Annotated in this window: 23 protein-coding genes; 20 read left to right on the forward strand and 3 right to left on the reverse strand. The window is 64.6% G+C overall.

Translation table 11 applies throughout. The features are described 5' to 3' along the window. Positions 1-5 precede the first annotated feature (5 nt). Positions 6-845, reverse strand: coding sequence for a bifunctional hydroxymethylpyrimidine kinase/phosphomethylpyrimidine kinase (locus ABDW57_RS02775; protein ID WP_343728678.1), 840 nt, complete (start codon positions 843-845; stop codon positions 6-8). Positions 846-940: 95 nt separating this feature from the next. Here ABDW57_RS02775 and ABDW57_RS02780 point away from each other — a divergent pair, with 95 nt between their 5' ends. From ABDW57_RS02780 to ABDW57_RS02805, 6 genes are read left to right on the forward strand one after another with little or no spacing between them, the layout of a single operon-like run. Then, positions 941-1,093, forward strand: coding sequence for a rubredoxin (locus ABDW57_RS02780; RefSeq protein ID WP_092275808.1), 153 nt, complete (start codon positions 941-943; stop codon positions 1,091-1,093). A 26-nt stretch (positions 1,094-1,119) separates the two neighbouring features. Beyond that, positions 1,120-1,515: a response regulator gene (locus ABDW57_RS02785; RefSeq protein ID WP_155465904.1), complete on the forward strand. Its 396-nt coding sequence runs from the start codon at positions 1,120-1,122 to the stop codon at positions 1,513-1,515. A gap of 19 nt (positions 1,516-1,534) precedes the next feature. After that, positions 1,535-1,900 (forward strand): response regulator, encoded by a 366-nt coding sequence (locus ABDW57_RS02790; protein ID WP_343728679.1) that lies wholly within the window; start codon positions 1,535-1,537, stop codon positions 1,898-1,900. Continuing rightward, entirely contained in the window at positions 1,900-2,412 is a 513-nt protein-coding gene (locus ABDW57_RS02795; RefSeq protein WP_343728680.1) for a chemotaxis protein CheW, read from the forward strand. The genes ABDW57_RS02790 and ABDW57_RS02795 overlap by 1 nt, the downstream gene beginning before the upstream one ends. Before the next feature lie 25 nt (positions 2,413-2,437). Continuing rightward, the gene (locus ABDW57_RS02800; RefSeq protein ID WP_343728681.1) at positions 2,438-4,762 is read left to right on the forward strand and encodes a methyl-accepting chemotaxis protein; all 2,325 of its coding nucleotides are present in this window, start codon (positions 2,438-2,440) and stop codon (positions 4,760-4,762) included. Between the two features lie 18 nt (positions 4,763-4,780). Further along, positions 4,781-10,579 carry an Hpt domain-containing protein gene (locus ABDW57_RS02805; protein ID WP_343728682.1) on the forward strand — a complete coding sequence of 1,933 codons (5,799 nt, stop codon included), beginning with the start codon at positions 4,781-4,783 and terminating at the stop codon, positions 10,577-10,579. Here the strand turns inward: ABDW57_RS02805 and ABDW57_RS02810 are convergent. Continuing rightward, complete coding sequence (locus tag ABDW57_RS02810; RefSeq protein ID WP_343728683.1) at positions 10,563-11,999, reverse strand: deoxyribodipyrimidine photo-lyase; 1,437 nt, start codon at positions 11,997-11,999, stop codon at positions 10,563-10,565. The two genes, ABDW57_RS02805 and ABDW57_RS02810, sit on opposite strands and share 17 nt — an antisense overlap. 197 nt (positions 12,000-12,196) lie before the next feature. On the opposite strand from ABDW57_RS02810, the gene ABDW57_RS02815 reads away from it, so the two are divergent. From ABDW57_RS02815 to ABDW57_RS02840, 6 genes are read left to right on the forward strand one after another with little or no spacing between them, the layout of a single operon-like run. Next, positions 12,197-12,805, forward strand: coding sequence for a YqgE/AlgH family protein (locus tag ABDW57_RS02815; RefSeq protein ID WP_343729106.1), 609 nt, complete (start codon positions 12,197-12,199; stop codon positions 12,803-12,805). Next, complete coding sequence (gene ruvX, locus ABDW57_RS02820; protein WP_343728684.1) at positions 12,806-13,195, forward strand: Holliday junction resolvase RuvX; 390 nt, start codon at positions 12,806-12,808, stop codon at positions 13,193-13,195. Then, complete coding sequence (gene pyrR, locus ABDW57_RS02825) at positions 13,192-13,698, forward strand: bifunctional pyr operon transcriptional regulator/uracil phosphoribosyltransferase PyrR (protein WP_343728685.1); 507 nt, start codon at positions 13,192-13,194, stop codon at positions 13,696-13,698. The genes ruvX and pyrR overlap by 4 nt, the downstream gene beginning before the upstream one ends. A 4-nt stretch (positions 13,699-13,702) precedes the next feature. Beyond that, positions 13,703-14,668 carry an aspartate carbamoyltransferase catalytic subunit gene (locus tag ABDW57_RS02830; protein ID WP_315260322.1) on the forward strand — a complete coding sequence of 322 codons (966 nt, stop codon included), beginning with the start codon at positions 13,703-13,705 and terminating at the stop codon, positions 14,666-14,668. Then, positions 14,665-15,969, forward strand: coding sequence for a dihydroorotase (locus ABDW57_RS02835; protein WP_343728686.1), 1,305 nt, complete (start codon positions 14,665-14,667; stop codon positions 15,967-15,969). Before ABDW57_RS02830 ends, ABDW57_RS02835 begins: the two co-directional genes overlap by 4 nt. A 10-nt stretch (positions 15,970-15,979) precedes the next feature. Next, positions 15,980-16,720, forward strand: a complete 741-nt coding sequence (locus tag ABDW57_RS02840; RefSeq protein ID WP_343728687.1) for a lysophospholipid acyltransferase family protein — start codon at positions 15,980-15,982, stop codon at positions 16,718-16,720. Here the strand turns inward: ABDW57_RS02840 and ABDW57_RS02845 are convergent. Beyond that, the gene (locus ABDW57_RS02845; protein ID WP_343728688.1) at positions 16,717-17,574 is read right to left on the reverse strand and encodes a symmetrical bis(5'-nucleosyl)-tetraphosphatase; all 858 of its coding nucleotides are present in this window, start codon (positions 17,572-17,574) and stop codon (positions 16,717-16,719) included. The two genes, ABDW57_RS02840 and ABDW57_RS02845, sit on opposite strands and share 4 nt — an antisense overlap. Positions 17,575-17,694: 120 nt before the next feature. Here ABDW57_RS02845 and rfbB point away from each other — a divergent pair, with 120 nt between their 5' ends. From rfbB to waaA, 8 genes are all read left to right on the forward strand, one after another. Further along, a complete protein-coding gene (gene rfbB / locus ABDW57_RS02850; RefSeq protein WP_343728689.1) occupies positions 17,695-18,762 on the forward strand; it encodes a dTDP-glucose 4,6-dehydratase in 1,068 nt (355 codons plus the stop codon). Beyond that, the gene (gene rfbA, locus ABDW57_RS02855; protein WP_343728690.1) at positions 18,762-19,655 is read left to right on the forward strand and encodes a glucose-1-phosphate thymidylyltransferase RfbA; all 894 of its coding nucleotides are present in this window, start codon (positions 18,762-18,764) and stop codon (positions 19,653-19,655) included. The genes rfbB and rfbA overlap by 1 nt, the downstream gene beginning before the upstream one ends. After that, positions 19,652-20,200, forward strand: coding sequence for a dTDP-4-dehydrorhamnose 3,5-epimerase (rfbC, locus tag ABDW57_RS02860; protein WP_343728691.1), 549 nt, complete (start codon positions 19,652-19,654; stop codon positions 20,198-20,200). Before rfbA ends, rfbC begins: the two co-directional genes overlap by 4 nt. Further along, entirely contained in the window at positions 20,197-21,054 is an 858-nt protein-coding gene (rfbD, locus tag ABDW57_RS02865) for a dTDP-4-dehydrorhamnose reductase (protein ID WP_343728692.1), read from the forward strand. The genes rfbC and rfbD overlap by 4 nt, the downstream gene beginning before the upstream one ends. Positions 21,055-21,271: 217 nt before the next feature. Further along, positions 21,272-22,366, forward strand: a complete 1,095-nt coding sequence (locus tag ABDW57_RS02870; RefSeq protein WP_343728693.1) for a glycosyltransferase — start codon at positions 21,272-21,274, stop codon at positions 22,364-22,366. 30 nt (positions 22,367-22,396) lie between these two features. Beyond that, positions 22,397-23,779, forward strand: coding sequence for a phosphomannomutase/phosphoglucomutase (locus tag ABDW57_RS02875; RefSeq protein WP_343728694.1), 1,383 nt, complete (start codon positions 22,397-22,399; stop codon positions 23,777-23,779). Positions 23,780-23,783: 4 nt separating this feature from the next. Beyond that, a complete protein-coding gene (gene waaC / locus ABDW57_RS02880; protein ID WP_343728695.1) occupies positions 23,784-24,770 on the forward strand; it encodes a lipopolysaccharide heptosyltransferase I in 987 nt (328 codons plus the stop codon). A 4-nt stretch (positions 24,771-24,774) separates the two neighbouring features. Beyond that, positions 24,775-26,049 carry a lipid IV(A) 3-deoxy-D-manno-octulosonic acid transferase gene (waaA, locus tag ABDW57_RS02885; RefSeq protein ID WP_343728696.1) on the forward strand — a complete coding sequence of 425 codons (1,275 nt, stop codon included), beginning with the start codon at positions 24,775-24,777 and terminating at the stop codon, positions 26,047-26,049. The last annotated feature ends 55 nt before the right edge of the window (positions 26,050-26,104 follow it).

Here is a 26,104-nt window from a genome sequence, read left to right on the forward strand (position 1 = left end):
TATTTTTATTGCATGTCCTGCGCGGACTGCAGATGGAAAAATCGGTTCGGCACGAACTTGCCCATGCCGTAGCGCTGCGCATGGGCCAGCGCGCCGACAGTGTACTCCTGCGCCGCCGCCACCGCTTCCGGCACGTCGGCGCCGCGCGCCATGAAGGCCGTCAGCGCCGCCGACAGGGTGTTGCCGGCGCCGATGAACGGCCCGGCCAGATGCTGCCAGGCGTCGTGGCTGATGACGCCATCGCCGCCGTACAGGGTGTTGGCCAGCGCGCCGCCGGAGGAGGCGGTGCCGGTCACCAGCACGAACTCGCAGCCCAGGGCCAGCAGGTGCTCGACATCCGATTGCAGCATGTCCTCGCCCTCGCTGCCATCGCCGCTTTCGCGCCAGGTCTCGGCCATGCGACCCAGCTCCACCTGCGATAACATCAGCAGCGTGGCCTGCGGCACCAGCAGCTGGCGGATCGCGGTCATCAGTTCTTCGGCGTCGTCATCCGACAGCGCGGGCAGGCGGGAACTGAAGGGATCGAGGATCAGCGGCGCATCCGGGTAGTCGGACAGGATTTCGGCCACCGCCGCCACCTGCTCAAGATTGGTGATGGCGCCGACCTTGAAGGCTGACATGGTCATGTCTTCGAGGATCACGCGGGCCTGGTCGGCCACCCAGTCCGGGTCGATGTCCTGCAGGTCTTCCACGCGGGCGCTGTCGCTGATCAGCAACGCGGTGGTGACGGCCAGCCCGGTACAGGACAGGGCCGAAAAAGCCGCCAGGTCGGCCTGGACGCCGGTGGCGCCAGCCGGATCGGCAGCGCCGAAGCTCAATATAAGAGGAGAAGTTTGGTTTTGCACGGCGGGTAGATTAAGATACCTAATTCGGCATTTTACTAGATTGAGGGTGGCAAAACGTGAGTAGCAACGAAACAACGCAGGAGTTCCAGACCTGGATGTGCCTGATCTGCGGCTGGATTTACGATGAAGAAGCCGGTCTGCCGGACGAAGGCATCGCTCCGGGCACGCGCTGGGCCGACGTCCCGATGAACTGGAGCTGCCCGGAATGCGGCGCCCGCAAGGACGATTTCGAGATGGTAGCGATTTAAATCAGGCGCCAAACCGGCCAGCGACTATGACGACAACTGCTCTGAAAATCATGGTGATCGACGACAGCAGCACCATACGTCGCTCGGCCGAGATCTTTTTGTCCCAGGCCGGCTACCAGGTGGTGCTGGCCGAAGACGGCTTCGACGCGCTCGCCAAGATCAACGATCATCATCCGGCCCTGATCTTCTGCGACATCCTGATGCCGCGCCTCGATGGCTACCAGACCTGCGCACTGATTAAAAAAAGCGCAAAATTCCATGCCACGCCGGTGTTGATGCTGTCCTCCAAGGACGGCCTGTTCGACCGCGCGCGCGGCAGCATGGTGGGCGCCGTTGCCTATCTGACCAAACCTTTTACCAAAGACAGCCTGTTGGCCGCGGTTCGCGAGCACACCGGCGGCGCTGTCGCTACACCAGAATAAGAGAGCCGCAGGGGGAAATATGGCCATACAGAGAATTCTCATCGTCGACGATTCGGCCACGGAGCGCTACTTTTTGAGCGACATCCTGACCCGCAGCGGCTATAGCGTGTCGGTGGCCGTCAACGGCGAGGAAGCGCTGCTCAAGCTCAAGGAAGAAAAGCCGGAACTGATCCTGATGGATGTGGTGATGCCCGGCGCGAACGGCTTCCAGGTGACGCGCTCGATCGCCCGCGATCCGGAACTGAAGGACGTCCCGGTCATCATCTGCTCCAGCAAAAGCCAGGAAACGGACCGCATCTGGGCGCTGCGCCAGGGCGCGAAAGACTATCTGGTCAAGCCGGTTGATCCGGCCGAACTGCTGGCCAAGATTGCGGCCCTCGGCTGATGAGCGGCCCGGCGCCCACCGAACGCCGCAGCCGCCTGCGCCAGTATCAGGTGCAGCTGCTGGAGCGCATGCAGGCCGCCAAGAGCGGCGCCACTGAAGGCGGACGTGAACTGGGCGTGTCGATCGGCGGGCGTCTGTGCCTGCTGGACCTGACCCAGATCAGCGAGATTGTGCCGCTGCAGCCGGTGACGCCGGTGCCGCTCACCCATGACTGGTATCTGGGCCTGGCCAATATCCGCGGCCAACTGACCGGTATTGTCGATCTGGCGCGCTATCGGCAGCAGGCGGCCGGCGACGCCGCGCCGTCCGAGCGCCGGCTGATCACTTTTGCGCCGGGACTGGGCTTTAACTGCGCGCTGCAGGTGGAGCGCGTGCTGGGGCTGCGCAAGCTGGCCGACATGCAGCTTGTGGCGGGCGACGAATTCCGCGACGACGAAGGACAATCATGGCTGCGCATCGACCTGGCGCAGCTGGTGCAGGAAACACGTTTTGTGCAGGTAGGGCTGGTATAGCAAACACTTAATCCGGAGAGGGTGTATGGCTTTTAAGATTTTCTCGCGCGGCAGCCGGAATGCCGCACAAGAGGCAGCAGCCAATTCAGAATTTGGCGACTCGCAGTTTCTACATACCACCGCCGGCGGCACGCCAGCCGCTGCGCCATCGCCGTCGCCGTCGCCCGCCATTGATGATGCCGATGCCGCCCCGCTGCGCCTGCGCGATGCGCTCGGCCGCCGCCGCAGCGCCACCGAGGCTTCCGCCGATACCGGCCCCGGTTTCAAACTGCCCCTGATCGGCCACCTGCCGGCCCAGCGTCAACTGAGCGTGTTGTCGACCGCGCTGGCGGTCAGCATCGGCATGAGCGTGGTGTTTGTGGCGCTGAATAACATCCACAGCGCCAATCGCTCGGCGCAGACCCAGGTAGCCAGCGATGCGCTGATGCACTCGCAGCGCATCGGCAAGGCCGCGCCCAACGCGGTGCAGGGCAGCGCGGAAGGCTTCCGCCAGCTGGAGGAAAGCCGCAAGGAACTCAATCACGACATCAAGCTGATGACCAGCGGCGGCCAGTATCAGGGCCGCGCGATAGGCGAGCCGCGTTCGGACATCGCCACCGTGGTGGCGGCGGCGCGCAAGCAGTGGACCGCGACCGACCTCGCGGCCGGCACCATCCTGCAGCTGAAGGCGGACCTGAGCGGCATGGACAAGACGCTGCAAAAACTGAATGAGATGTCGCCCGACCTGCTGGTCCGCACCGAGGACATCATCGGCCTGAAGGTGCAGCGCGGCGCCTCGGCGCGCGAGATCGCGGCGCTGGGCAAGCTGACCATGCTGACCCAGCGCATGAACCGCAGCGCCGGCGAATTCCTCACCGCCGGCGGCATCAGCGCGGAAACCGCGTTCCAGCTGGGACGTGATACCACGGTCTTCCGCAATACCATCGAGGGCTTCCTCAACGGCAGTCCGCAGCAAGGCATTGCCGCGGTGCGCGAGCCGGACCTGCGCGCCAAGTTCACCGAGCTGCAGGCGGCTTTCGAGGCGTATCAGAAGCTGGTGTCGGTGGTGCTGGAAAAGCTGGACAAGTTCAATGCCGCCAAGGCGGCGGAACAGCTGATCTTCAACGACAACGAGGCGCTGCGCCAGCGCCTGTCGGTGCTGCAGCAGGCCTACCGCGAGAATCAGGATTCGCTCGATATCACTTTCTGGCTGATGGTGGTGGGCGGCATGCTGACGCTGATGACGGCGGCCGCCATCGGCCGCGTGCTGCTGATGGATTCGCACAACCGCACGCGCGGCGCGGAACGCCGCCGCCAGGAGGCGGACGCCATGCGTCAGCAGGCGCAGCAGAAGGAAGAGGAAGCCAAGTCGATGAATGACCAGAATCAGGCGGCGATTCTGCGCCTGATGAACGAGCTGCAGGAAGTGGCGGATGGCGACCTGACGGTGCAGGCCACCGTGTCCGAGGACATCACCGGCGCGATTGCCGATTCGGTCAACTACACGGTGGAGGAGCTGCGCGGCCTGGTGGGGCGGGTGACGGCGACGGCGGAGCAGGTGACCAAGGCGTCCACCCATGCGCAGAGTATTTCTACCGATCTGCTGCAGGCGTCGCAGCAGCAGTCGCGCGAGATTCAGGATGCCTCGGCCACGGTGGTGAAGATGGCCAACGAGATTACCGATGTGTCGCGCTCCGCCAGCGAGTCGGCTGATGTGGCGCGGCAGTCGGTGGCGGCCGCGCAGCAAGGTTCGACGGCGGTGGAAAACGCCATCAAGGGCATGCACGAGATCCGCGAGCAGATTCAGGATACCTCCAAGCGCATCAAGCGGCTGGGCGAGTCGTCGCAGGAGATTGGCGAGATCACCGAGCTGATTTCGGACATTACGGAGCAGACCAATGTGCTGGCGCTGAATGCGGCGATCCAGGCCGCATCGGCCGGCGAGGCGGGGCGCGGCTTCTCGGTGGTGGCGGAAGAGGTGCAGCGGCTGGCGGAGCGTTCGGCGGAAGCGGCCAAGCAGATCGGCGCGCTGGTGCGCACGATTCAGACCGATACCCACGATGCGGTGGCGGCGATGGAGAAATCGACCCAGGGCGTGGTGGAAGGTGCGCGCCTGTCCGATGCGGCAGGCGCGGCGCTGCATGATATTTCACAGGTGTCCAACCGCCTGGCGGAGCTGATCTCCGGTATCGCGCAGGCGACCGGACAGCAGGCCACGTCCGCGTCCGGCGTGGCGCAGAACATTCAGCATATTCTGGCGGTGACCGAGCAGACGCAGGACGGTACGCAGCAAACCGCGCAATCGATTCACAAGTTATCGGTGCTGGCGCAGGAGTTGAAGAACTCCGTGGCGCGCTTCCGCATAACTTAATGAAAGGCCCAGACAAGCATGAGCAAGACTGATTTTTCGATTCCACGGCAACCGCAATTGGACACCGGCCCGCTGTCGTGGGTGATGGTGGAAATCCGCGAGTCGCTGGCACGTTCGCGCACCGCCTTGTTTGAGGCGGGCGGACGGGAGCCGGAAGATCAGGCCACTCAGCTGCAGCACGCCAAGTCGCATTTGCATCAGGCGCATGGGGCGTTGCAGATGGTGGATGTGGATGGCGTCAGTCTGATGACCGAGGTGGCCGAGGCGGCGCTGGACCGCTTCAAGGCTGGCACGCTGAAGTGCAGCACCGACCATGCGCAAGCGGTGGCGCAGTTGTATCAGGCCTTGGTGGAGTATCTGGAGGAACTGCTGGAAGGCGCGCCCTCGCAGCCTGCCAGGCTGTTCCCGTACTATCGCGCGGTGCAGGAGATGATGGGCGCGGAGCGCGTCCATCCGGCCGATTTGTTCTATCCTGATTTGTCGCAGCCGGCAAGCCTGCCGCTTGCCGCCGGCGCCGCTGAGGGCGAGGGTGTGCCGGACTACGCAGCGTTCCGCCAGCGCTTCGAGCGCGCGCTGCTGCCTTACATGAAGGGCACCGGCGATGCCGGCGCGCTGCTGGAGGCCATCAAGCTGGTGGCTGACGCCCAGCAGGACGGCCAGGCGCGCACCTTCTGGCTGGCCATGCAGGCCTTCGCTGAACTGGTGGCCGATGGCGCGCTCCCCGGCGGTTTGTACGTCAAGCAGCTGTTTGGCCTGATCAATCTGCAAATCCGCCGTCTGAGCCAGGGCACGGCCGCGCAGCCGGAGGCCATGCTGCGCGACGCCCTGTTCTTCATTGCTAGCGCCGGCGCGGAATCCGCCTCGCCCACCGTGCAGCAGCTGCGCGCCGCGTATGCGCTGGACGGCCTGGCGCCGGCCGACTATGAAAGCCGCCGCTACGGTCAGATCGACACGCAGGCACTGGAACGCGCCAAGGCCGGCATGGTGCAGGCCAAGGCCAACTGGGACCGCCTGGCCAACGCCGAAATCGATCCCGATCTGGACGCCGCATTTGACGCAGCCCTACAAGATGTTGCCGCTGAATGCGAGAAACTCAACCTGCCGGCGCTGAGTGCTTTGCTGCGCCAATTGGCCGACGTCGCGCGCAAGGCCGTTTCCGCCGGCCGCAGCGAAGAGCTGGCGCTGGAGATGGCGACCGCTTTGCTGTTTGCCGAACATGGCCTGCAGCACATCCGCCATCTGCCGGACGATTTCGCCGCACATGCAGACACCATCGGCGCGCGCCTGCTGGCGCTGGTCTCCGGCGAGATTCCGCCAGAACCGGCGCAATGGCAGAGCGGCCTGGCACACCAGATGCAGCAGGACGACACCGTGGCCGCGCTGGCGGTGGAGATGAAGACCGGCTTGCGCCAGGTCGAGAAAGTGCTGGACGATTACTATGCCGATCCCTCCAAACGTTCATCGCTGCTGGAGCTGGACCCGGTGCTGCATCAGCTGCAGGGGGCTTTGGCGGTGCTGGATCAGGATGATGCAATGCACGCCGCGCAGCATGTGAAATCGGCGGTGCAGGCGCTGGCGCGCGGTGAGGGCGATCCAGCGCACGAGCCGAAGGCGCTGGACGACATTGCGCAGAATGTCGGTGCACTGGGCTTCTTCGTCGACATGCTGGCGCAGAATGCGGCCGGGGCGCGCGAGCGTTTTGCGTTTGATGCGGTGCAGGGCAGTTTCCGGTCCGTGCCGTTCAAGAAGATGGCGGCGTCGGAGTCGATACCGGTGCTGGATGAGCAGGTGCCGGCGCCGGCGCCGGTGGCGATGCCGGTCGAAGCGCCACCGCCTGCCGCCAGCGATGCGGCGGTGGAGGCGGAGCTGCTGGATATCTTCATCTCCGAGGCACAGGAAGTGCTGGCGTTTGTTGGCGAAACCTTGCCGCTGCCTCGCACGGAAGAGAATCTCACCATGCTGCGGCGGTCGTTCCACACCTTGAAGGGCAGTGGGCGCATGGTCGGCTTGAACCAGTTTGCCGATGCGGCGTATGCCATCGAGAAGGTGATGAACGTATGGCTGGCAGAAGCGCGTCCGGCCACGGATGCACTGTATGATTTGTTGAGCAGCGCTGCGCAAGAAATGAGCGCGTGGGTAGCAGAACTGATTGCCAACGGCGTCTCCGCCCGCAACGCCGACGCCCTGATCGCCGCCGCCACGCGCGTCCAGGAAGGCGGCCAGCCAGACTTCGCCTCTCCGCCACCCGCCGCGCCCGCGCCGGCCGACGACCTCAGCGCGCCCCCTCCGGCCGGCGATACCGCCAGGCCGGCAGTGCCCGCGTCAGCCGCCGATCTCTCCGAGTTTGACACGTCGGCTCCGGCCGGCGATATCGCCACGCCGGCGGTGGACGATGATCTCGCAGCTGACAGCGATGCCGCCGACACGCTTACACCGGAAGCTACAGCTGACGACGAGCCGCCCGCGCCCGAACCGGCGCTGCCGCCGCTAGTCACCCACGGCAACGTCATCGAGTTCCCCACCATCGCGCCGCCCACCCCGCCGCGCGACGACAACGTCAAGCACATCGGCGGCATGGAAATCCCTCTGCCGCTGTACAACATCTACCTGCACGAATCCGATGACCTGGTCCGCAAGCTGGAGCAGGACTTCGGTGAATGGCGTCACGAACCGCGCCGCCCGGTGAACCCGGACGCGCTGGCCGCCGCACACACGCTGGCCGGCACCTCGGGCACCGTCGGCTTCAAAGCCCTGCGCGAACTGGCGCTGGCGCTGGAAAGCACGCTGCAAGTGCTGCTGCCGCCGGCCCCGCATCTCGACCAGGCGCAGCACGACCTGCTGGACTTCACCATGCAGCGCATCCGCCAGATGCTGCAAAGCTTTGCCGCCGGCGAGCTGCCGCCAGCGCAGCCGGAGCTGATCAGCGCACTGCAAGGCCTGCGCGATGAACTGGCCAGCACGCCGCCAGCAGCCAGCAACGAAATCGAATCGCGGCTGGATGACCTGGTGGCGGAGACCATGGATGGCCTGAACGCACCGCCGGTCACGCAGGAGTCGCCGCTGGACCAGCTGTTCCGCGAGACTTACAACGCCATCAGCGGCACCGTGCCGGAGTCGGACGCGCCGATCGCGCCGCCGCTGAAGAAAAAGCCGGAAGTGCACGTTGATGATGGCATTGACGATTTGTTCAACGCAGCGTTTGACGATGCCTTCGCGGAGCCGCCGTTAAAGATCGCCGCCCCGCTGCCTCCCGAGCCGCCGCCAGCCGCCATCGAAGCCCCACCGCCGGCTGACGCGCCCGAAGCCAACGTTGACGACGCACCGCCGTCCACCGCCGAGCCGCTGCCGCGCACCGCCCCGGACGCCGACACGGAAGCGCAGCAGCCGTCCGCTAGCGCCACCGCCGAGCCGCTGCAGCCGTCCGCTGGCGCCACCGGCGAGTCGCAACAGCCGCCCGCTGCCGTCGTCGACGCGGCTACCGACGCCGAGCCGCCGCAGCCGTCCGCCGTAGCCGAGCCGGACGCCGAAGTCATCGCCCTGGCCCCGGCCGAGCCGGAAATCCTGCCCGCCGCTCCCGCCATCTTCCACGATGAACTGGACGCCGACCTGCTGCCGGTCTTCCTCGAAGAAGGCGCCGACCTGCTGCCGCAAGTCGGTGAAGCGCTGCGCGCCTGGCAGCACACCCCAACCGATACCGCGCATGCCCAAAGCCTGCTGCGCCTCCTGCACACCGTGAAGGGCAGCGCGCGCATGGCCGGCGCCATGCGCCTCGGCCAGCACTGCCACGAGATCGAAACCCACATCGAAAACATGGTGCACGCCGGCTCCGCCACGCCGCAGGCGTTCGAGGAACTGCTGGCCCACTACGACCATGCACTGCTGCTGTTCGAACAACTGCAAAACCCTGACGCCCTGCAACCAGCCGCCGTCGCCGGTCTGGCCGACAACATCGTCACCCTGATCGACGACGTCCCGGCCGCACCAGCACCACAAACCGCGCCAAGCGCCGCCGAAGACACCCAGGCCGGCGTCAAATCACCGCTGGTGCGCGTGCGCGCCGACATCCTCGACCGCCTGGTCAACCAGGCCGGCGAAGTCTCCATCTCGCGCTCCAAGCTGGAAAACGAAGTCGAAACCCTGCGCTCCTCGCTGGCCGACTTCTCCGACAACCTGGCCCGCCTGCGCCGCCAGCTGCGCGAAGTCGAAATGCAAGCCGAATCGCAAATCGCCTCGCGCATGGCCATCTCCAGCGAGCGCGAATTCGACCCGCTTGAATTCGACCGCTTCACGCGGCTGCAGGAACTCACCCGGATGATGGCCGAAAGCGTCAACGACGTCGCCAGCTTCCACGAAAGCCTGACCCGCAGCGTCGACAACGCCCACACCGACCTGACGCAGCAAGCCCGCCTTACGCGCGACCTGCAACGCGACCTGATGCGCGTGCGCATGGTGCCCTTCGCCAGCATCTCCGAGCGCCTGTTCCGCGTCGCCCGCCAAAGCGCCAAGGACATCGACAAGCGCGTCAACCTCGACATCCGAGGCAGCAACGTGGAACTGGACCGCAGCGTCCTCGAACGCATGTCGGCGCCATTTGAACACCTGCTGCGCAACGCCATCGCCCACGGCGTCGAATCTCGCGACGGCCGCGCCGCCGCCGGCAAGAACGAGACCGGCGAATTGCTGGTGCAGGTGGCGCAAGAGGGCAACGAAGTCGTGATTGACTTCAGCGACGACGGCGGCGGCCTCGATCTGGAACGCATCAAGGCAAAAGCCATCAGCGTCGGCCTGCTGGATGCAAACGAAGCAAGCACCGATGCCCAGATTGCCGACCTGATTTTCGAACCCGGCTTCTCCACCGCCGAAGCGCTGACCGAACTGTCTGGCCGCGGCGTCGGCATGGACGTGGTGCAGTCGGAAGCCCAGGCGCTGGGCGGCCGCGTCGACCTGTACTCGGTGCCAGGCAAGGGCACGCGCTTCACTATCCGCCTGCCGTTGACGCTGGCCGTCACCCAGGTGGTGCTGCTGGCCGCCGGCGGCAAAACCTACGCGCTGCCGGCCATTCTGGTCGAGCAGGTGCTGCAAATGAAAGAAGCGGCGCTGACGGAGGCCCGCACCAACGGCATGCAATACCTGCCTGCGCTGCTGGGCGACGCGGCGCAACCGCCGGCCCAACGCTCATCGCCGGTGATGATGCTCAAGAACGGCAACGAGCGCCTCGCCCTGCAAGTGGATCAAGTGCTGGGCAACCGCGAGGTGGTGATCAAGAACATCGGCCCGCAGCTGTCGCGCATGGTCGGCATTGCCGGCGCCACGGTGCTGGGCACCGGCGACATTGTGCTGATCCTGAACCCGGTGGCGCTGGCGCAGCACCTGGCCCACCATCCGGAAGTAAAAATCCAGTACGCGCAAGCGGCGGCCGACAGCCCGGCCGCGCGCACCGCATTGGGCCGCACCATCATGGTGGTGGATGATTCGCTGACCGTGCGCCGCGTCACCCAGCGCCTGCTGGAGCGTGAAGGCTATCGCGTGCTGCTGGCCAAGGACGGCGTGGACGCGCTGGAGCAGCTGCAGGAAACGCCGCCCGACCTGATGCTGGTCGATATCGAGATGCCGCGCATGGATGGCTTCGACCTGACGCGCAATGTGCGCGGCGACGAACGCACGCGCGGCATCCCCATCATCATGATCACCTCGCGCAGCGCGGACAAACACCGCAACGTCGCGCTGGAGCTGGGCGTGAACGCCTACTTCGGCAAGCCGTTCCAGGAAGACGTGCTGCTGAAAGCGATCAGCGGCTTGATCAGGCAGGCTTCTTGACCACCTCGTAGCGCTCAAGCGTACGCTTGCGCGCTTCGTCGTGCATCACCACCGGCGGCCAATAGTCCGGCGCCAGCATGCGCGGCGCCAGCCATGGCGCGTGGATTTCCTTGTTGTTCAATGCCTTGAGCTGCGGCAGATAGCGGCGGATGAATTTCCCTTCGCCGTCAAACTTCTCCGATTGCGTAATCGGGTTGAAGATGCGGAAGTAGGGCTGCGCATCGCATCCCGAGGACGAGGCCCACTGCCAGCCGCCGTTGTTGGACGCCAGATCGAAGTCGTTCAGATGCAGCGCAAAGTACTCCTCGCCGCGCCGCCAGTCGATGCCCAGGTCCTTGATCAGGAAGCAGGCCGTCACCATGCGCAGGCGGTTGTGCATATAGCCGGTCTGGTTCAGCTGCAGCATGGCCGCATCCACCAGCGGATAGCCGGTGCGGCCTTCGCACCATGCGGCAAACAGTTGGTCGGCCTCCGGCCCGGTTTCCCATGCAATCGCATCGTAGGCCGGCTTGAACGCGCCGCCCACCACATGCGGATTGTGGTACAGGATCATGGCGTAGAACTCGCGCCAGATCAGTTCCGACAGCCACACCGCCGCGCCTTCGCCGGCGGCGCCGCGCTCCTGCAGATCCAGCACCGTGCGCACCAGGTGCCGCACCGACAGCGTGCCGAAACGGAAATGCACCGACAGATACGACGGCCCCTTCACGGAAGGGAAATCGCGCGCCACGTTGTAATCGCTGATGCGCGACAGGAAATCGTCAAACAGCTGCGCCGCGCCCGACATGCCGGTCGGAATTTTCAGCTCGGCCAGATTGCTCGGCTCAAAGCCCAGCTCGGCCAGCGTCGGCAGCGCCGGCGCGGGCGAGGGCGGCGGCGCCAGCCGGGCTGCATGCGGTTCGATGTTGTACGGCGCCAGCACCGACGGGTCAGCCGCCAGTTTCTTCAGCCAGGCGTTTTTATACGGCGTAAACACCGAGAACATGCCGCCAGTCTGCGACAGCACCTCGCTTTTTTCAAAGATCACCTGATCCTTGTAACTATGGAACTGGCGGCCGGCCGCCTGCAGCGCGCGTTCCACCGTGGCGTCACGGGCCATGGCTTGCGGTTCATAATCGTGGTTGCAGAACACCGCGTCCACGCCCAGCTGCGCTGCCAGCGCCGGAATCTCATGCTCCGGGTCGCCGTGACGGACGATCAGGTGGCCGCCCAGCTGCTGCAACTCGGCCGCCACTTCGGCAATGCTGGCGTGGATGAAATCGACCCGGCGGTCGGGTCGCGGCAAGCTGCCCAGAATCGTGGTGTCATAGACAAAAACACAATACACCTTCTCACTGGACAGCAAGGCCTGGTGCAGGGCTACATGGTCGAACACGCGCAGGTCGCGGCGCAGCCATACGAGGGAAGAAGTCAGTTTCATTCGGTCTGTGTCAATCTTGTGAGGGACGCAATCGTGGCTGTGCCCCCAATTCAGTGTAAACTACGGTTTAAACAGAGTTGCTAGCCGCGCGATACTACAGTAATTGTCAGCAGCACAGAGAGAACACGCACCCAGCAGAGAGAGCAACTTGTATGAAGAAGAGCAAAATAGGCAAAACTCTACCTGTTCCCGGCCTGATGCCAGAAGCCGGCGACCCCCTGGAACCTGTCGGCGCGCCCATCAGCACGCTGAATCTGGCAAATCATTTCCTTATTGCAATGCCATCCATGCAAGATCCGGTCTTCGGCGGCACGGTGGTGTATGTTTGCGAACACAATGAAAACGGCGTGCTGGGCGTGGTGATCAACAAGCCCACCGACATGACCATGCACACCCTGTTTGAGCGCATCGACCTCAAGGTCGATCACGGCCTGGAAGGCCATGACGATGAACCGATCATGTTTGGCGGCCCGGTGCAGGACGACCGCGGCTTCGTGCTGCACACGCCCGGCCACCGCTATTCGTCCTCGCTGACGGTGACCAAGGATGTCGCCTTCACCACTTCGATTGACGTGCTGGAAGCGGTGGCGGCCGGCGAAGGCCCGCCGCGCATGCTGGTGTCGATCGGCTACTCGGGCTGGAGCCCGGGCCAGCTGGAAGAGGAAATCAGCCGCAACGGCTGGCTGACGGTGGGCGCCGATCCGGAAATCCTGTTCAACATGCCGATCGAAGACCGCTACACCGCCGCCATGCGCCTGCTGGGCATCGACCCGCTGATGCTCACGTCCGAGGCGGGCCACGCTTAAATGAGCAGTATCGACACCATTTTTGCGTTCGACTTCGGTGTGAAAAGAATCGGCGTGGCTATGGGCAACACCATGCTGCGCCAGGCGGAGCCCCTGAAAGTGATCAACGCGGTCGACAATGCGACCCGCTTTGCCGACATCCAGAAGCTGCTGGATGAGTGGAAGCCGACCCGGCTGGTGGTCGGCCTGCCCATGCACCCGGACGGCAATGAACATGAAATGACGGCGCGGGCGCGCCGTTTTGCCAATCAACTGAACGGCCGCTTCAACCTGCCGGTGGAACTGGTCGACGAGCGCTATTCCTCGGCCGTGATTTCGGCCAAGCGCGGCGAGGTGATCGATGACCGCGCCGCCGCCATCATCTTGCAACAATACTTCGATTCCCTATGACTCTCAATCCCAACCAACTCGATGCCGAAGCGCTGTACGCGACGCTGCTGGCCGATGTGAAAGCCGGCCTGGCCGGCGTGCCGGATGTTGCCATCGTCGGCATCCACTCCGGCGGCGCCTGGATCGCCGAACGTCTTGCGGCCGACCTCGGCCTGTCGGCCCGCTGCGGCGTGCTGGATGTGTCGTTCTACCGCGACGACTACGCCAGGAAGGGCCTGCCGGCGGAAGTCAAGCCGACCAACATCACCTTTGATGTGGCGGCCGCCAACATCCTGCTGGTCGATGACGTGCTGTACACCGGCCGCACCACGCGCGCCGCCATCAACGAGTTGTTCGATTACGGCCGTCCGGCACGCATCATGCTGGCCGCGCTGGTCGACCGCGGCGAACGCCAGCTGCCGGTGGCAGCGGACTTCGTGGCCGCTCACGTCGCCGTGCCGAAGGGGCAGGCGCTGGTGCTGCAACGCGCCGACGATGGAAAATTTACGCTAACCATAGAATAAGACCATGCTTAATCCGCAACTGAACAAACACGGCGAGCTGCAGCACTTGCTGTCGATCGAGGGCCTGCCGAAAGGCATCCTCAATCACATTCTGGATACCGCCTCGTCGTTCGTCGGCATCTCCGACCGCGACGTGAAGAAAGTGCCGCTGATGCGCGGCAAGTCGGTGTTCAATCTGTTCTTCGAGAACTCGACCCGCACCCGCACCACCTTTGAAATTGCCGCCAAGCGTTTGTCGGCCGACGTCATCAACCTGAACATCCAGGCCTCCTCGACCAGCAAGGGCGAATCGCTGCTGGACACCATCGACAACCTGGCCGCCATGCACGCCGACATGTTCGTGGTGCGCCACGCGCAATCGGGCGCGCCCTACCTGATCGCCAAGCACCTGATGGAGACCCGGCAGAACCACGTGCACGTGGTGAACGCCGGCGATGGCCGCCACGCGCACCCGACCCAGGGCCTGCTGGACATGTACACCATCCGCCACTACAAGAAGGACTTCACCAATCTGCGCGTGGCCATCGTTGGCGACATCCTGCACAGCCGTGTGGCCCGTTCCGACATCCACGCGCTGACCACCCTGGGCGTGCCGGAAGTGCGCGCCATCGGCCCGCACACCCTGCTGCCGGGCGGCCTGGAGCAGATGGGCGTGCGCACCTTCACCAACATGGATGAAGGCCTGAAGGACGTCGATGTGATCATCATGCTGCGCCTGCAAAACGAGCGCATGAGCGGCGCGCTGCTGCCGTCGGCCGGTGAATACTTCAAGAGCTACGGCCTGACGCCGGAGCGCCTGGCGCTGGCCAAGCCGGACGCCATCGTGATGCACCCGGGACCGATGAACCGCGGCGTGGAAATCGATTCCGCGGTGGCGGACGGCGCGCAGGCCGTGATCCTGCCGCAGGTGACGTTTGGTATCGCTGTACGCATGGCGGTGATGAGTATCGTGGCAGGAACGCAAGCATGAAGAAGAATATCCACATCAAGAACGGCCATGTGATCGATCCGGCCAACGGCATCGACGGCCTTAACGACGTATATCTGGCGGACGGCAAGGTGCTGGCCGTGGGCGCGGCGCCGGCCGGCTTCAGCGCCGATGACACCATCGACGCCATCGGCCTCATTGTGGCGCCCGGCTTTGTCGACCTGTCGGCGCGCCTGCGCGAACCGGGCTTTGAATACAAGGCCACGCTGGAATCGGAAATGCAGGCCGCCGTGCAAGGCGGCGTCACCTCGCTGGTATGCCCGCCGGACACCGATCCGGTGCTGGATGAGCCGGGCCTGGTGGAAATGCTGAAACACCGCGCGCAAAAGCTGAACCAGGCGCACGTGCACCCGCTGGGCGCGCTGACCACCGGCCTGAAAGGCCTGGCGCTGACCGAAATGGCGGCGCTGACCGCATCGGGCTGCATCGGCTTCTCGCATGCGGAACAGCCGATTGCCGACACCAACGTGCTGCTGCGCGCGCTGCAGTACGCCAAGACCTTCGGCTACACCGTGTGGCTGCGTCCGCAGGATGCGCACATCGGCCGTGGCGGTGTGGCCGCGTCCGGCCCGCTGGCGTCGCGCCTCGGCCTGTCCGGCGTGCCGGTGATGTCGGAAACCATCGCCCTGCACACGATTTTTGAACTGATGCGCGCGACCGGCGCGCGCGTGCACCTGTGCCGCATTTCGTCGGCGGCGGGCCTGGAGCTGATCCGCAAGGCCAAGGAAGAGGGCTTGCCGGTCACCTGCGACGTTGGCGCCCACCACGTGCACATGACCGACGCCGATATCGGCTTCTTCGATTCGAATGCGCGCATGGACCCGCCATTCCGCAGCCAGCGCGACCGCGATGCCATCCGCCTGGGCCTGCTGGACGGCACCATCGATGCGCTGTGCTCGGACCACACGCCGGTCGATGACGATGAAAAACTGCTGCCGTTCGGCGAAGCCTCGCCGGGCGCCACCGGCCTGGAACTGCTGCTGTCGCTGACTCTGAAGTGGGCCGAGGATTACGCCGGCTCGCAGGCCACCGGCGCCCAGCGTCCGCTGTCGCGCGCGCTGGCCCGCATCACTTCGGAAGCGGCGCGCGTGGCGGGGCTGGATGCCGGCACGCTGTCGGTGGGCGCGGTGGCGGACGTGGTCCTGTTCGACGCTGGTGCGCACTGGACGGTGGAAGCGTCGGCGCTGGCCAGCCAGGGCAAGCACACGCCGTTCCTCGGCTACAACCTGGCGGGACAGGTGAAAACCACCATCGTGGCCGGCCACGTTGCCTACCAACGCTGATACGCCCTGCATGAAACTGTCGACGATATTCCGCCTCGCGCGGGTGATGCTGCACGTATTCAAGGGCATGGCGATTTGCGCCACGGTGTTTCCGTGGATCGGTCAGGAGCAGCGTAACGGTCATATCCGCCGCTGGTCGACCCGGCTGCTGGCCATGTGCAATGTGACGGTGGAGCAGGCGCCCGGCAGCGTGCCGGCGCTGGCGCATTGCGTGGTGGTGGCCAATCACGTGTCGTGGCTGGACATCTTCGTGGTGCACAGCCTGTATCCGAGCCATTTTGTCGCCAAGGCCGAGATCCGCTCATGGCCGCTGGCCGGGTGGCTGGCGGAGAAGGCCGGCACCGTGTTCATCGCGCGCGGCAACCGGCGCGACCTGCGCCACATCTTCAAGGGGTTGGTGCACAGCCTGGAGAGGGGCGAGCGCGTGGCGTTCTTCCCGGAGGGCACCACGGCGGCGCAGGGGCAGTTGTTGCCGTTCCACGCCAACCTGTTCGAGGCGGCCATCGATGCCAAGGTGCCGGTGCAGCCGTTCGCGCTGACCTACAGGGATGCCAGCGGCGCTTCGCACCCGTCGGTGGACTTCATCGGCGAGACCAGTTTCGCGGAAAGCATTATGCTGATCCTGAACGGCCCGCCGGTGAAAGCGCGGCTGGCGATTTTGCCGGCGCTGGACAGCGTCGGCGCCCATCGCCGCGAACTGGCGGAAGCCTCGCACCAGGCGGTTGCCGCCGCACTGGGCGTGACGGTTTAAGCCTTGACGCCGGGTGTCTGGAATTCCGGGCACTGCACCTGCAGCAGGCTGCGGTCTTCCAGGCACACGGCGGACAGCTGCCCGCCCCAGACGCAGCCGCTATCGAGGCCGATCAGGTTCGGCTCCAGCTTCAGGCCCAGCGCCGACCAGTGGCCGAACACCACCGTCTCCTGCGCGCTGCGCCGTCCCGGCACCGCAAACCATGGCATCAGCCCGGTCGATGGATCGGCGGTGCCGCTTTCCTTCATCTTGAAATCCATCACGCCATCGGCGCTGCAGAAGCGCAGCCGCGTCATGGCGTTGATGATGCAGCGCAGCCGGTCGGCACCCTGTAAATCATCCGACCACTGGTCCGGCTGGTTGCCGTACATCTCCGCCAGGAATTCGGCTATGCCGTCGCTGCGCAGCATGGCCTGCACCTCGCCGGCCAGCGCCATCGCTTGCGCGCCGGTCCATTGCGGCAGCAGGCCGGCGTGCACCAACACATGCCCCTGCGCCTGGATGGCCAGCGGCCGCTGGCGCACCCAGTCGATCAAGTCCTCGCGGTCCGGCGCATGCAGGATTTCGGCCAGCGTGTCCGACTTGTGCTCGGGGCGGATGCCATAGGCCACCGCCAGCAAATGCAGGTCGTGATTGCCCAGCACGCTATCGATCAGGCCGCCGCTGGCCATGGCCAGCTTGCGCACGTGGCGCAAGGTGGCCAGCGAATCCGGGCCTCGGTTGATCAGGTCGCCTGCAAACAGGATGGCGGGCTCGGCCACGCCGGCCTCTGCCGCGTGTGCGCGTATGCGGTCGAGGAGGGCCAGCGCCTGCTCATGGCAGCCCTGCAAATCCCCGATTACATAGGTTTTCATATGGATACTCACTCGTTCGTTGCTTTGGGGGCTGAATTACCCTGATTTTTTGCCCTGATACGGGGCACATCACATAAAATCATGCTTACGACTAATTTAATGCTTGCTGCGGGATACTAAATGATTTTTGTAACAGGTGGTGCTGGTTTTATCGGCTCGAATTTTGTTCTCGACTGGCTGGCACAGTCGGATGAGCCTGTCCTCAACTACGACAAGCTGACTTACGCCGGCAATCTGAACAACCTGGCCTCGCTGAAGCAGGATGCGCGGCACATGTTCGTGCGCGGCGACATCTGTGACCAGGCCCAGGTGCTGGCGCTGTTCCAGCAGCATAAGCCGCGCGCGGTGGTGCACTTCGCGGCGGAGAGCCACGTCGACCGTTCGATTCTTGGTCCTGGCGAATTCATCAACACCAACATCAACGGCACCTTCAGCCTGCTGGAAGCCGCGCGCGCCTACTGGTCCGGCCTGCCGGACGACGAGAAAGCCGCCTTCCGCTTTCTGCACGTCTCCACCGACGAGGTGTACGGCACGCTGGGTCCCAACGATCCGCCGTTCAGCGAGACCACCGCGTTTGCGCCAAACAGCCCGTATTCGGCCTCAAAGGCGGCGTCGGACCACCTGGTACGTTCGTACTTCCATACCTACGGCTTGCCGGTGCTGACCACCAACTGCTCCAATAACTACGGTCCCTACCACTTCCCGGAAAAGCTGATCCCGCTGATCATCGCCAACGCGCAGGCCGGCAAGCCGCTGCCGATCTACGGCGACGGCCAGCAGGTGCGCGACTGGCTGTACGTCAGCGACCACTGCGCCGCCATCCGCCGCGTGCTGGAAGCCGGCCGCCTGGGTGAGACCTACAATGTCGGCGGCTGGAACGAGATGGCCAACCTGGACGTGGTGCATACCCTGTGCGACATGCTGGACCAGCTCAAGCCGAAAGCGGCCGGCAGCTACCGCGACCAGATCACCTTCGTGAAAGACCGTCCGGGCCACGACCGCCGCTACGCCATCGACGCGCGCAAGCTGGAACGCGAGCTCGGCTGGAAGCCGGCCGAAACCTTCCAGACCGGCATCGCCAAGACCGTGCAGTGGTATCTGGATAACCAGGACTGGGTCAAGGATGTGCAGTCCGGCAGCTACGCCAAGTGGGTGGAAACCAATTACTTCAATCGCGAGGGGCAGTAATGACCAGCAAACGCAAAGGCATTATCCTGGCCGGCGGTTCCGGCACGCGCCTGTATCCGGTGACCATGAGCGTCTCCAAGCAACTGCTGCCGATCTACGACAAGCCGATGATCTACCACCCGCTGACGGTGCTGATGTTGGCCGGCATGACCGATATCCTGCTGATCTCGACGCCGCAGGACACGCCGCGCTTCCAGGATCTGCTGGGTGATGGCAGCCAGTGGGGCATCAACATCAGCTATGCCGTGCAGCCCTCGCCGGACGGTCTGGCGCAAGCCTTCATCATCGGCAAGGACTTCGTGGGCGATTCGCCATCGGCGCTGATTTTGGGCGACAACATCTACTACGGTAACGACCTGGACGCGCTGCTGCGCCACGCCACCGAGCAGAGCGACGGCGCCACCGTATTCGCCTACCACGTGCAGGACCCCGAGCGTTATGGTGTGGTCGAGTTTGACGGCAAGCGTACCGCCGTGTCAATCGAGGAAAAGCCGAAGCAGCCGAAATCGAATTATGCCGTCACCGGCCTCTACTTCTACGACAACCAGGTGTGCGACATTGCCGCCAGCATCAAGCCATCCGCGCGCGGCGAGCTGGAAATCACCGACGTCAACAAGGTCTACTTGGACAAGGGACAACTGAACGTCGAAGTCATGGGGCGCGGCATGGCCTGGCTGGATACCGGCACCCACGAGTCGCTGCTGGAGGCGGGCCAGTTCATCGCCACCATCGAGAAACGCCAGGGCCTGAAAGTGGCCTGCCCGGAAGAGATCGCCTACCGCAAGGGTTACATCAACGCCGAACAGCTGCGCAAGCTGGCCGAGCCGCTGAAGAAAAACCAGTACGGACAGTATCTGCTGCAAATCCTGGAAGACAAGGTAGTCCCACGATGAACGTCATTACTACGCCGCTGGAAGGCTTGCTGGTGCTGGAGCCGCGCGTGTTTGGCGACGACCGCGGGTTTTTCTTCGAAAGCTATAACGCGCAGCGCTTTGCCGAGTTGACCGGCGTGAAAACCGAGTTCGTGCAGGATAATCATTCCCGCTCGTCCAAGGGCGTACTGCGCGGCTTGCACTATCAGATCCAGCAGGCACAAGGCAAGCTGGTGCGCGCCACCAGTGGTTCTGTGTTTGATGTGGCCGTGGATATTCGCAAGAGCTCGTCAACGTTCGGCCAGTGGTATGGCTGCGAGCTGTCGGCCGAGAACAAGCGCCAGATGTGGATACCGCCAGGCTTTGCGCACGGCTTCGTGGTCACTTCCGACACCGCCGACTTCCTGTACAAGACCACCGATTACTGGGCGCCGGCGCATGAGCGCGCCATCCTGTGGAATGACCCGGCGATCGGCATCCAGTGGCCGGCGCTGGACACGGCGCCGCTGCTGTCGGGCAAAGATCAGGCGGCGGTGCTGCTGGCCGATGCAGAGGTGTTCGCATGAAAGTGCTGCTGACTGGCAGCAGCGGCCAGGTGGGTTACGAACTTGCGCGCAGCCTGCAAGGTGTGGGCGAGGTGGTGGCGGTGGACCGCAACGTGATGGACCTGTCCGATCTGGATCAGGTCCGCGAGGTGATCCGCCGCGTCCAGCCGAAGCTGATCGTCAACCCGGCGGCCTATACCGCCGTCGACAAAGCCGAAAGCGAGCCGGAGCTGGCACACCGCATCAATGCCGAAGCACCGGGGGTGATGGCCGAGGAAGCCAGGCGGCTGGGCGCGGGCCTGGTGCATTACTCCACCGACTATGTATTTGACGGATCGCAGCCGGCGCCGCGGGTGGAAGACGACCCGGTCGGCCCGCTCAACGTCTACGGCGCCAGCAAGCTGGCCGGCGAGCAGGCGATCGCGGCGGCCGGCATCCCGCACCTGATCTTCCGCACCAGCTGGGTGTACGGCATGCGCGGCAAGAACTTCCTGCTGACCATGCTGCGCCTGGCAAAAGAGCGCGACGAACTGCGGGTGGTGGCCGACCAGCACGGCGCGCCGACCTGGAGCCGCACCATTGCCGACATCACGGCGCAGGTGCTGTCGCAGGCGCACGCCGGCGGGCGCGAATGGTGGGTGCAGAACAGCGGCGTCTATCACCTGAGCGCGCAGGGCCAGACCACCTGGCACGCGTTCACCGAGGCCATCATTGAAGAAGCCGGCTTGTCGTGCAAGGTGGTGCCGATCACCAGCGCCGACTACCCGACCCCGGCGCGCCGGCCGCAATACTCGGTGATGTCGTCCGAACGCCTGATGGCGCGCTTCTGCCACTTGCCAGATTGGAAAGAAGCACTCCACCTCTGCATGCGCTAACTCCGGGGTCAGGTCCGCCATTTCTACACGAGCCCTGCCGTAGCCTTGGCTACGGCAGGGCTCGTGTAGAAATGGCGGACCTGACCCCGGAGTTGTATCGATTGGTAAGCAGGCTCACTTGAGCAAGTCGCTACTGGTATCATGCCGGGGGCCTGATTTTCCGGGCCGCCGTGTTTAATCGGGTACAATCGGCAGTTGGCATGCTGATAATGATAATATGTTTTCCTTCTTACTGAGCTTTATCGCTTCCGCGCTGCTTACCCTGTTGGTGATTAAAGAAGCGAGATTGCACGGTCCGGCACTCGATTCCGATTTCAACGGCGTGCAAAAAGTGCACGCTCACAATGTGGCCCGCATCGGCGGTCTGTCCATTTTCCTGTCGGTCGCCCTCAGCTCGGCAATCTCCATCTGGCGCGTTCCGGTGATGAGTGAGTGGTTGCTCTCGCTGCTGGCCTGTTCGGCGGTGGCGTTTATCGGCGGCATCGTTGAAGACTATACCGGCCGCGTCAGCCCGCTGCGCCGCCTGCTGCTGACCATGGCCGCCGCCACGCTCGGCTATTTCCTGCTGGACGCCCGCATCGACCGCCTCGACTGGGCATTCTCGGCCTGGACCCTGCCGTATATGTGGGTGACGCTGCCGCTCACCGTGCTGGCGGTGGCCGGGATTGCCAATGCCGTCAATATCATTGACGGCTTTAACGGCCTGGCCAGCGTGGTGTGCATCTGCATGCTGCTGTCGCTCGGCTACGTGGCCTTGCAGGTCAACGATATGTTCGTGCTGATCGCCGCCCTGATGGTGGCCGGCGCCACGGCCGGCTTCCTGATCTGGAATTATCCGGTCGGCCTGATCTTCCTCGGCGATGGCGGCGCTTATTTCATCGGTTTCATGCTGGGCGAGTTGGCCCTGTTGCTGGTGATGCGCAATCCGCAGGTGTCGACCTGGTATGCCGCGCTGCTGCTGATTTATCCGGCATTTGAAACCCTGTTTTCTGTGTATCGTCGCATGTTCGTGCGCGGCAAGTCGCCGGCCATGCCGGATGGCATCCACCTGCACAGCCTGATCTTCCGCCGCGTGGTGCAGTGGGCGGTCGGCCGCAAGGAGGCGCGCGCGCTGATCCGCCGAAATTCGCTGACCTCGCCGTATCTGTGGCTGTTCTCGCTGATGGCGGTGATCCCGGCCACCGTGTTCTGGCGCCATACCTGGGTGCTGATGCTGTCCTGTATCATGTTTATCGGCAGCTACATCTGGATTTACGTGCGCATCGTGCGCTTCAAGGCGCCGCGCTGGATGATCAGGCACAAGAAACACTGATATACATTAACCCCACCGCTCTTACTCACTATGGTTACTTTATCCAAGACGATTTTCAAAGCTTACGACATCCGCGGCATCATCGATAAAACCCTGGACGCCGGCGTGGCGTACCAGATCGGCGCCGCGTTTGGCCGTGCCGCGCTGGCCAAGGGCGAGCGAAAGGTGGTGATCGGCCGTGACGGCCGCCTGTCCGGTCCAGCGCTGATCAAGGCGCTGGCGGAAGGCCTGCAATCGTCTGGCGTGGACGTGATCGACCTCGGCGTGGTGGCCACGCCGATGGTGTACTTCGGCACCAATGTGCTGGGCGCGGCGTCGGGCATCATGGTCACCGGCAGCCACAATCCACCGGACTACAACGGCTTCAAGATGGTGCTGGCCGGCGAGGCGATTCACGGCGAGGCAATTAGCGGCCTGTATGACAGCATCCTGGCGCACGACGGCTCCTCGGCGGCTACGCCCGGCGCCTACAGCACCCACGATATCCGCGCGCAGTACCTGCAACGCATCATCGGCGACGTCAAGATCGCGCGCCCGATCAAGATCGCCGTCGACTGCGGCAACGGTGTGGCCGGCGCATTTGCCGGCGACCTGTATCGCGGCATGGGCTGCGAAGTGATCGAACTGTTCTGCGAAGTGGATGGCAATTTCCCGAACCATCACCCGGACCCTGCGCATCCGGAAAACCTGCAGGACCTGATCCGCTGCCTGCAGGAGACCGACGCCGAGATTGGCCTGGCTTTCGACGGCGACGGCGATCGCCTCGGCCTGGTGACCAAGGATGGCCAGATCATTTATCCTGACCGCCAGATGATGCTGTTTGCCGGCGACGTGCTGTCGCGCAATCCGGGCGCGGAAATCCTGTACGACGTGAAGTGCACCCGCCACCTCGCGCCCTACATCGAAAAAGCCGGCGGCAAGCCACTGATGTACAAGACCGGCCACTCGCTGGTGAAGGCCAAGCTGAAGGAAACCGGTTCGCCGCTGGGCGGCGAGATGAGCGGCCATATCTTCTTCAAGGACCGCTGGTACGGCTTCGACGACGGCCTGTATGCCGGCGCCCGCATGCTGGAAATTCTGACCAAAGAAAAAAATCCGTCCGCGCTGCTGAACGCGCTGCCGCAGTCGGACAGCACGCCCGAGCTGCACCTGCACCTGAAGGAAGGCGAGAACTTCGCGCTGATGGACAAGCTGCGCGCCGACGCCACGTTCCCCGGCAATGAGCGCATCATCACCATCGACGGCCTGCGCGTGGAATACGCCGACGGTTTCGGCCTGGCGCGTTCGTCCAACACCACGCCGGTGATTGTGATGCGTTTTGAAGCTGAGACGCCGGCTGCGCTGGAGCGCATCCAAGGTCAGTTCCGCGACGTGATCCTGGCTGCCAAGCCGGACGCGGAACTGCCGTTCTAAGGTCATGACGCGGCCCCTGAACATCCTGCTGGTGCGCGTCTCCTCGCTGGGAGACGTGCTGCATAACATGCCCATGGTGGCCGACATCGCCCGCCACTTCCCGGACGCGAACATCGACTGGGTGGTGGAGGAGGGCTTTGTCAGCCTGGTGCGCCTGAACGCGCGCGTGCGCAATGTGATTCCGTTCGCGCTGCGGCGCTGGCGCAAGAGTCTCGGCAAGGCGGAAACGCGGGCCGAGATCAAGGCCTTCTTCCGCACCCTGCGCCAGCAGGAGTACGACTACGTGTTCGATACCCAGGGTCTGCTCAAGACCGGCATCATCATGGGCGCCGCGCGCGTGGTGAAGGGCGGCCGCAAGGTGGGGCTGGCGAATGGCAGCGAAGGTTCCGGTTACGAGGGCATCTCGCGCATCTTCCATAACCTGAGCATTCCAACCGATCCGCGCACGCACGCGGTGGCGCGCGGCCGCATCGTGGCCGGCGCGGCGCTGGGCTATGCGGCGGATACGCCGGCCGATTTCGGCCTGCCGGCGCTGCCGGAAGATACGCCGTGTCCGGAGTGGATGCCGGCATCCTATGTGGTGTTCTTCCACGGCACGGCGCGCGACGCCAAGAAGTGGTCGATTGAAAACTGGATCGCGCTGGGGCGCGAACTGGCGCCGCTGCCGGTGCTGCTGCCTTGGGGCTCGCCCAAGGAGAGGGCGGAAGCGGAACAGATCGCCGCCGGCCTGCAGAATGCGCGCGTGCTGCCGAAGCTGTCGATGGCCGACGCCATCATGGTGGCGCGCCGCGCGTCGCTGGTGATTGGCGTCGACACGGGGTTGGTGCACATCGCGGCGGCCTTCGTGCGGCCGACGGTGGAGATTTATGCCGATTCGCCGCGCTGGAAGACCGAGGGCAACTGGTCGCCGCGCATTATCAACCTGGGCGATCAGGGCACGCCGCCACCGGTGGCGGAAGTGCTGACGGCAGCCCGCAGTCTGCTGGGCTGATTTCATGCGCGTGCTTTATTCCCTGATGTGGTGGCTGGCCTTGCCGCTGGTGCTGACCCGCCTGTGGCTGCGCGGCCGGCAGGAGCCTGGCTACCGTCAGCATTGGGGCGAACGTCTCGGCTTCTACGGCCGCGCCACGCCCGCTGCCGGTCCGGTGTTGTGGGTGCACGCGGTGTCGGTGGGTGAAACGCGCGCCGCCGAACCGCTGATCGACGCGCTGCTGGCCGAGTATCCGCAAAGCCGCATCATCCTCACCCACATGACGCCGACCGGCCGCGCCACCGGCAAAGCTTTGTTTGCCAAACATGGCGAGCGCCTGCAGCAATCCTATCTGCCTTACGACACCGGCAGCATGGTCTCGCGCTTCATCCGCCATTTTCAGCCGCAGGTGTGCATCCTGATGGAGACTGAAGTCTGGCCCAACCTGATCGCCGTCTGCAATGCCCGGAGCGTGCCGGTGGTGCTGGCCAATGCCCGCTTGTCTGAACGCTCGCTGCGCAAAGCCAGCCGTCTTGGCGCGCTGCTGCTGAACGCCGCGCGCGGCATCTCGCTGGTGGCCGCGCAAACCGATGCCGATGCCCGGCGTATCCGCTCGCTCGGCGTCGAGCGGGTGGAAATCACCGGCAGCATCAAATTCGACGTGGTGGTGCCGGAAGCCGCCCTGGCCATCGGCGCCGCACTGCGCAGCGCCATCGGCCAACGCCCGGTGCTGCTGTGCGCCTCTACCCGCGAAGGGGAAGAAGAACTGATCCTGTCCGCGTTCACAGCCGCCCGCGCTGCGCTGCCTGCGGACATCCTGCTGCTGATCGTCCCGCGTCATCCGCAGCGCTTCGATGAAGTGGAAAAAATGATCGCCGCGCATGGCCTGCAGGTCCAGCGCCGCAGCCAGCTGGCGCTGGAGGGCGGCCAGCTGCAAGCCGACGTCCTGCTGGGCGACTCCATGGGCGAAATGTTCGCCTACTACGCGGCGTGCGATGTGGCTTTCGTGGGCGGCAGCCTGCAGCCGCTGGGCGGCCAGAACCTGATTGAACCGGCGGCATTGGGCAAGCCGGTCCTGATCGGGCAGCACACCTTTAATTTTGAGCTGGTGAGCGAAGATGCGCTGGCCGCCGGCGGTGCCCAACGCATCACCGACGCCGCCGATCTGATGAGCGCCGCCGCCCATCTGCTGAACGACAGCAGCGCCCGCGCCGCGATGGGCCAAAACGCCCTCAGCTTCGCCAACCAGCACCGCGGCGCCACCCGCCGCACGCTGGCGCTGCTGAAGGACCTGGTCTAAGCGGGGCGTCAGCCGCCGCCGATCCCCTCGGTAATCACGCCAGTGCCGCCGCAGT

This window comes from Duganella sp., assembly GCF_039595735.1.
Lineage (GTDB): Bacteria > Pseudomonadota > Gammaproteobacteria > Burkholderiales > Burkholderiaceae_D > Rugamonas.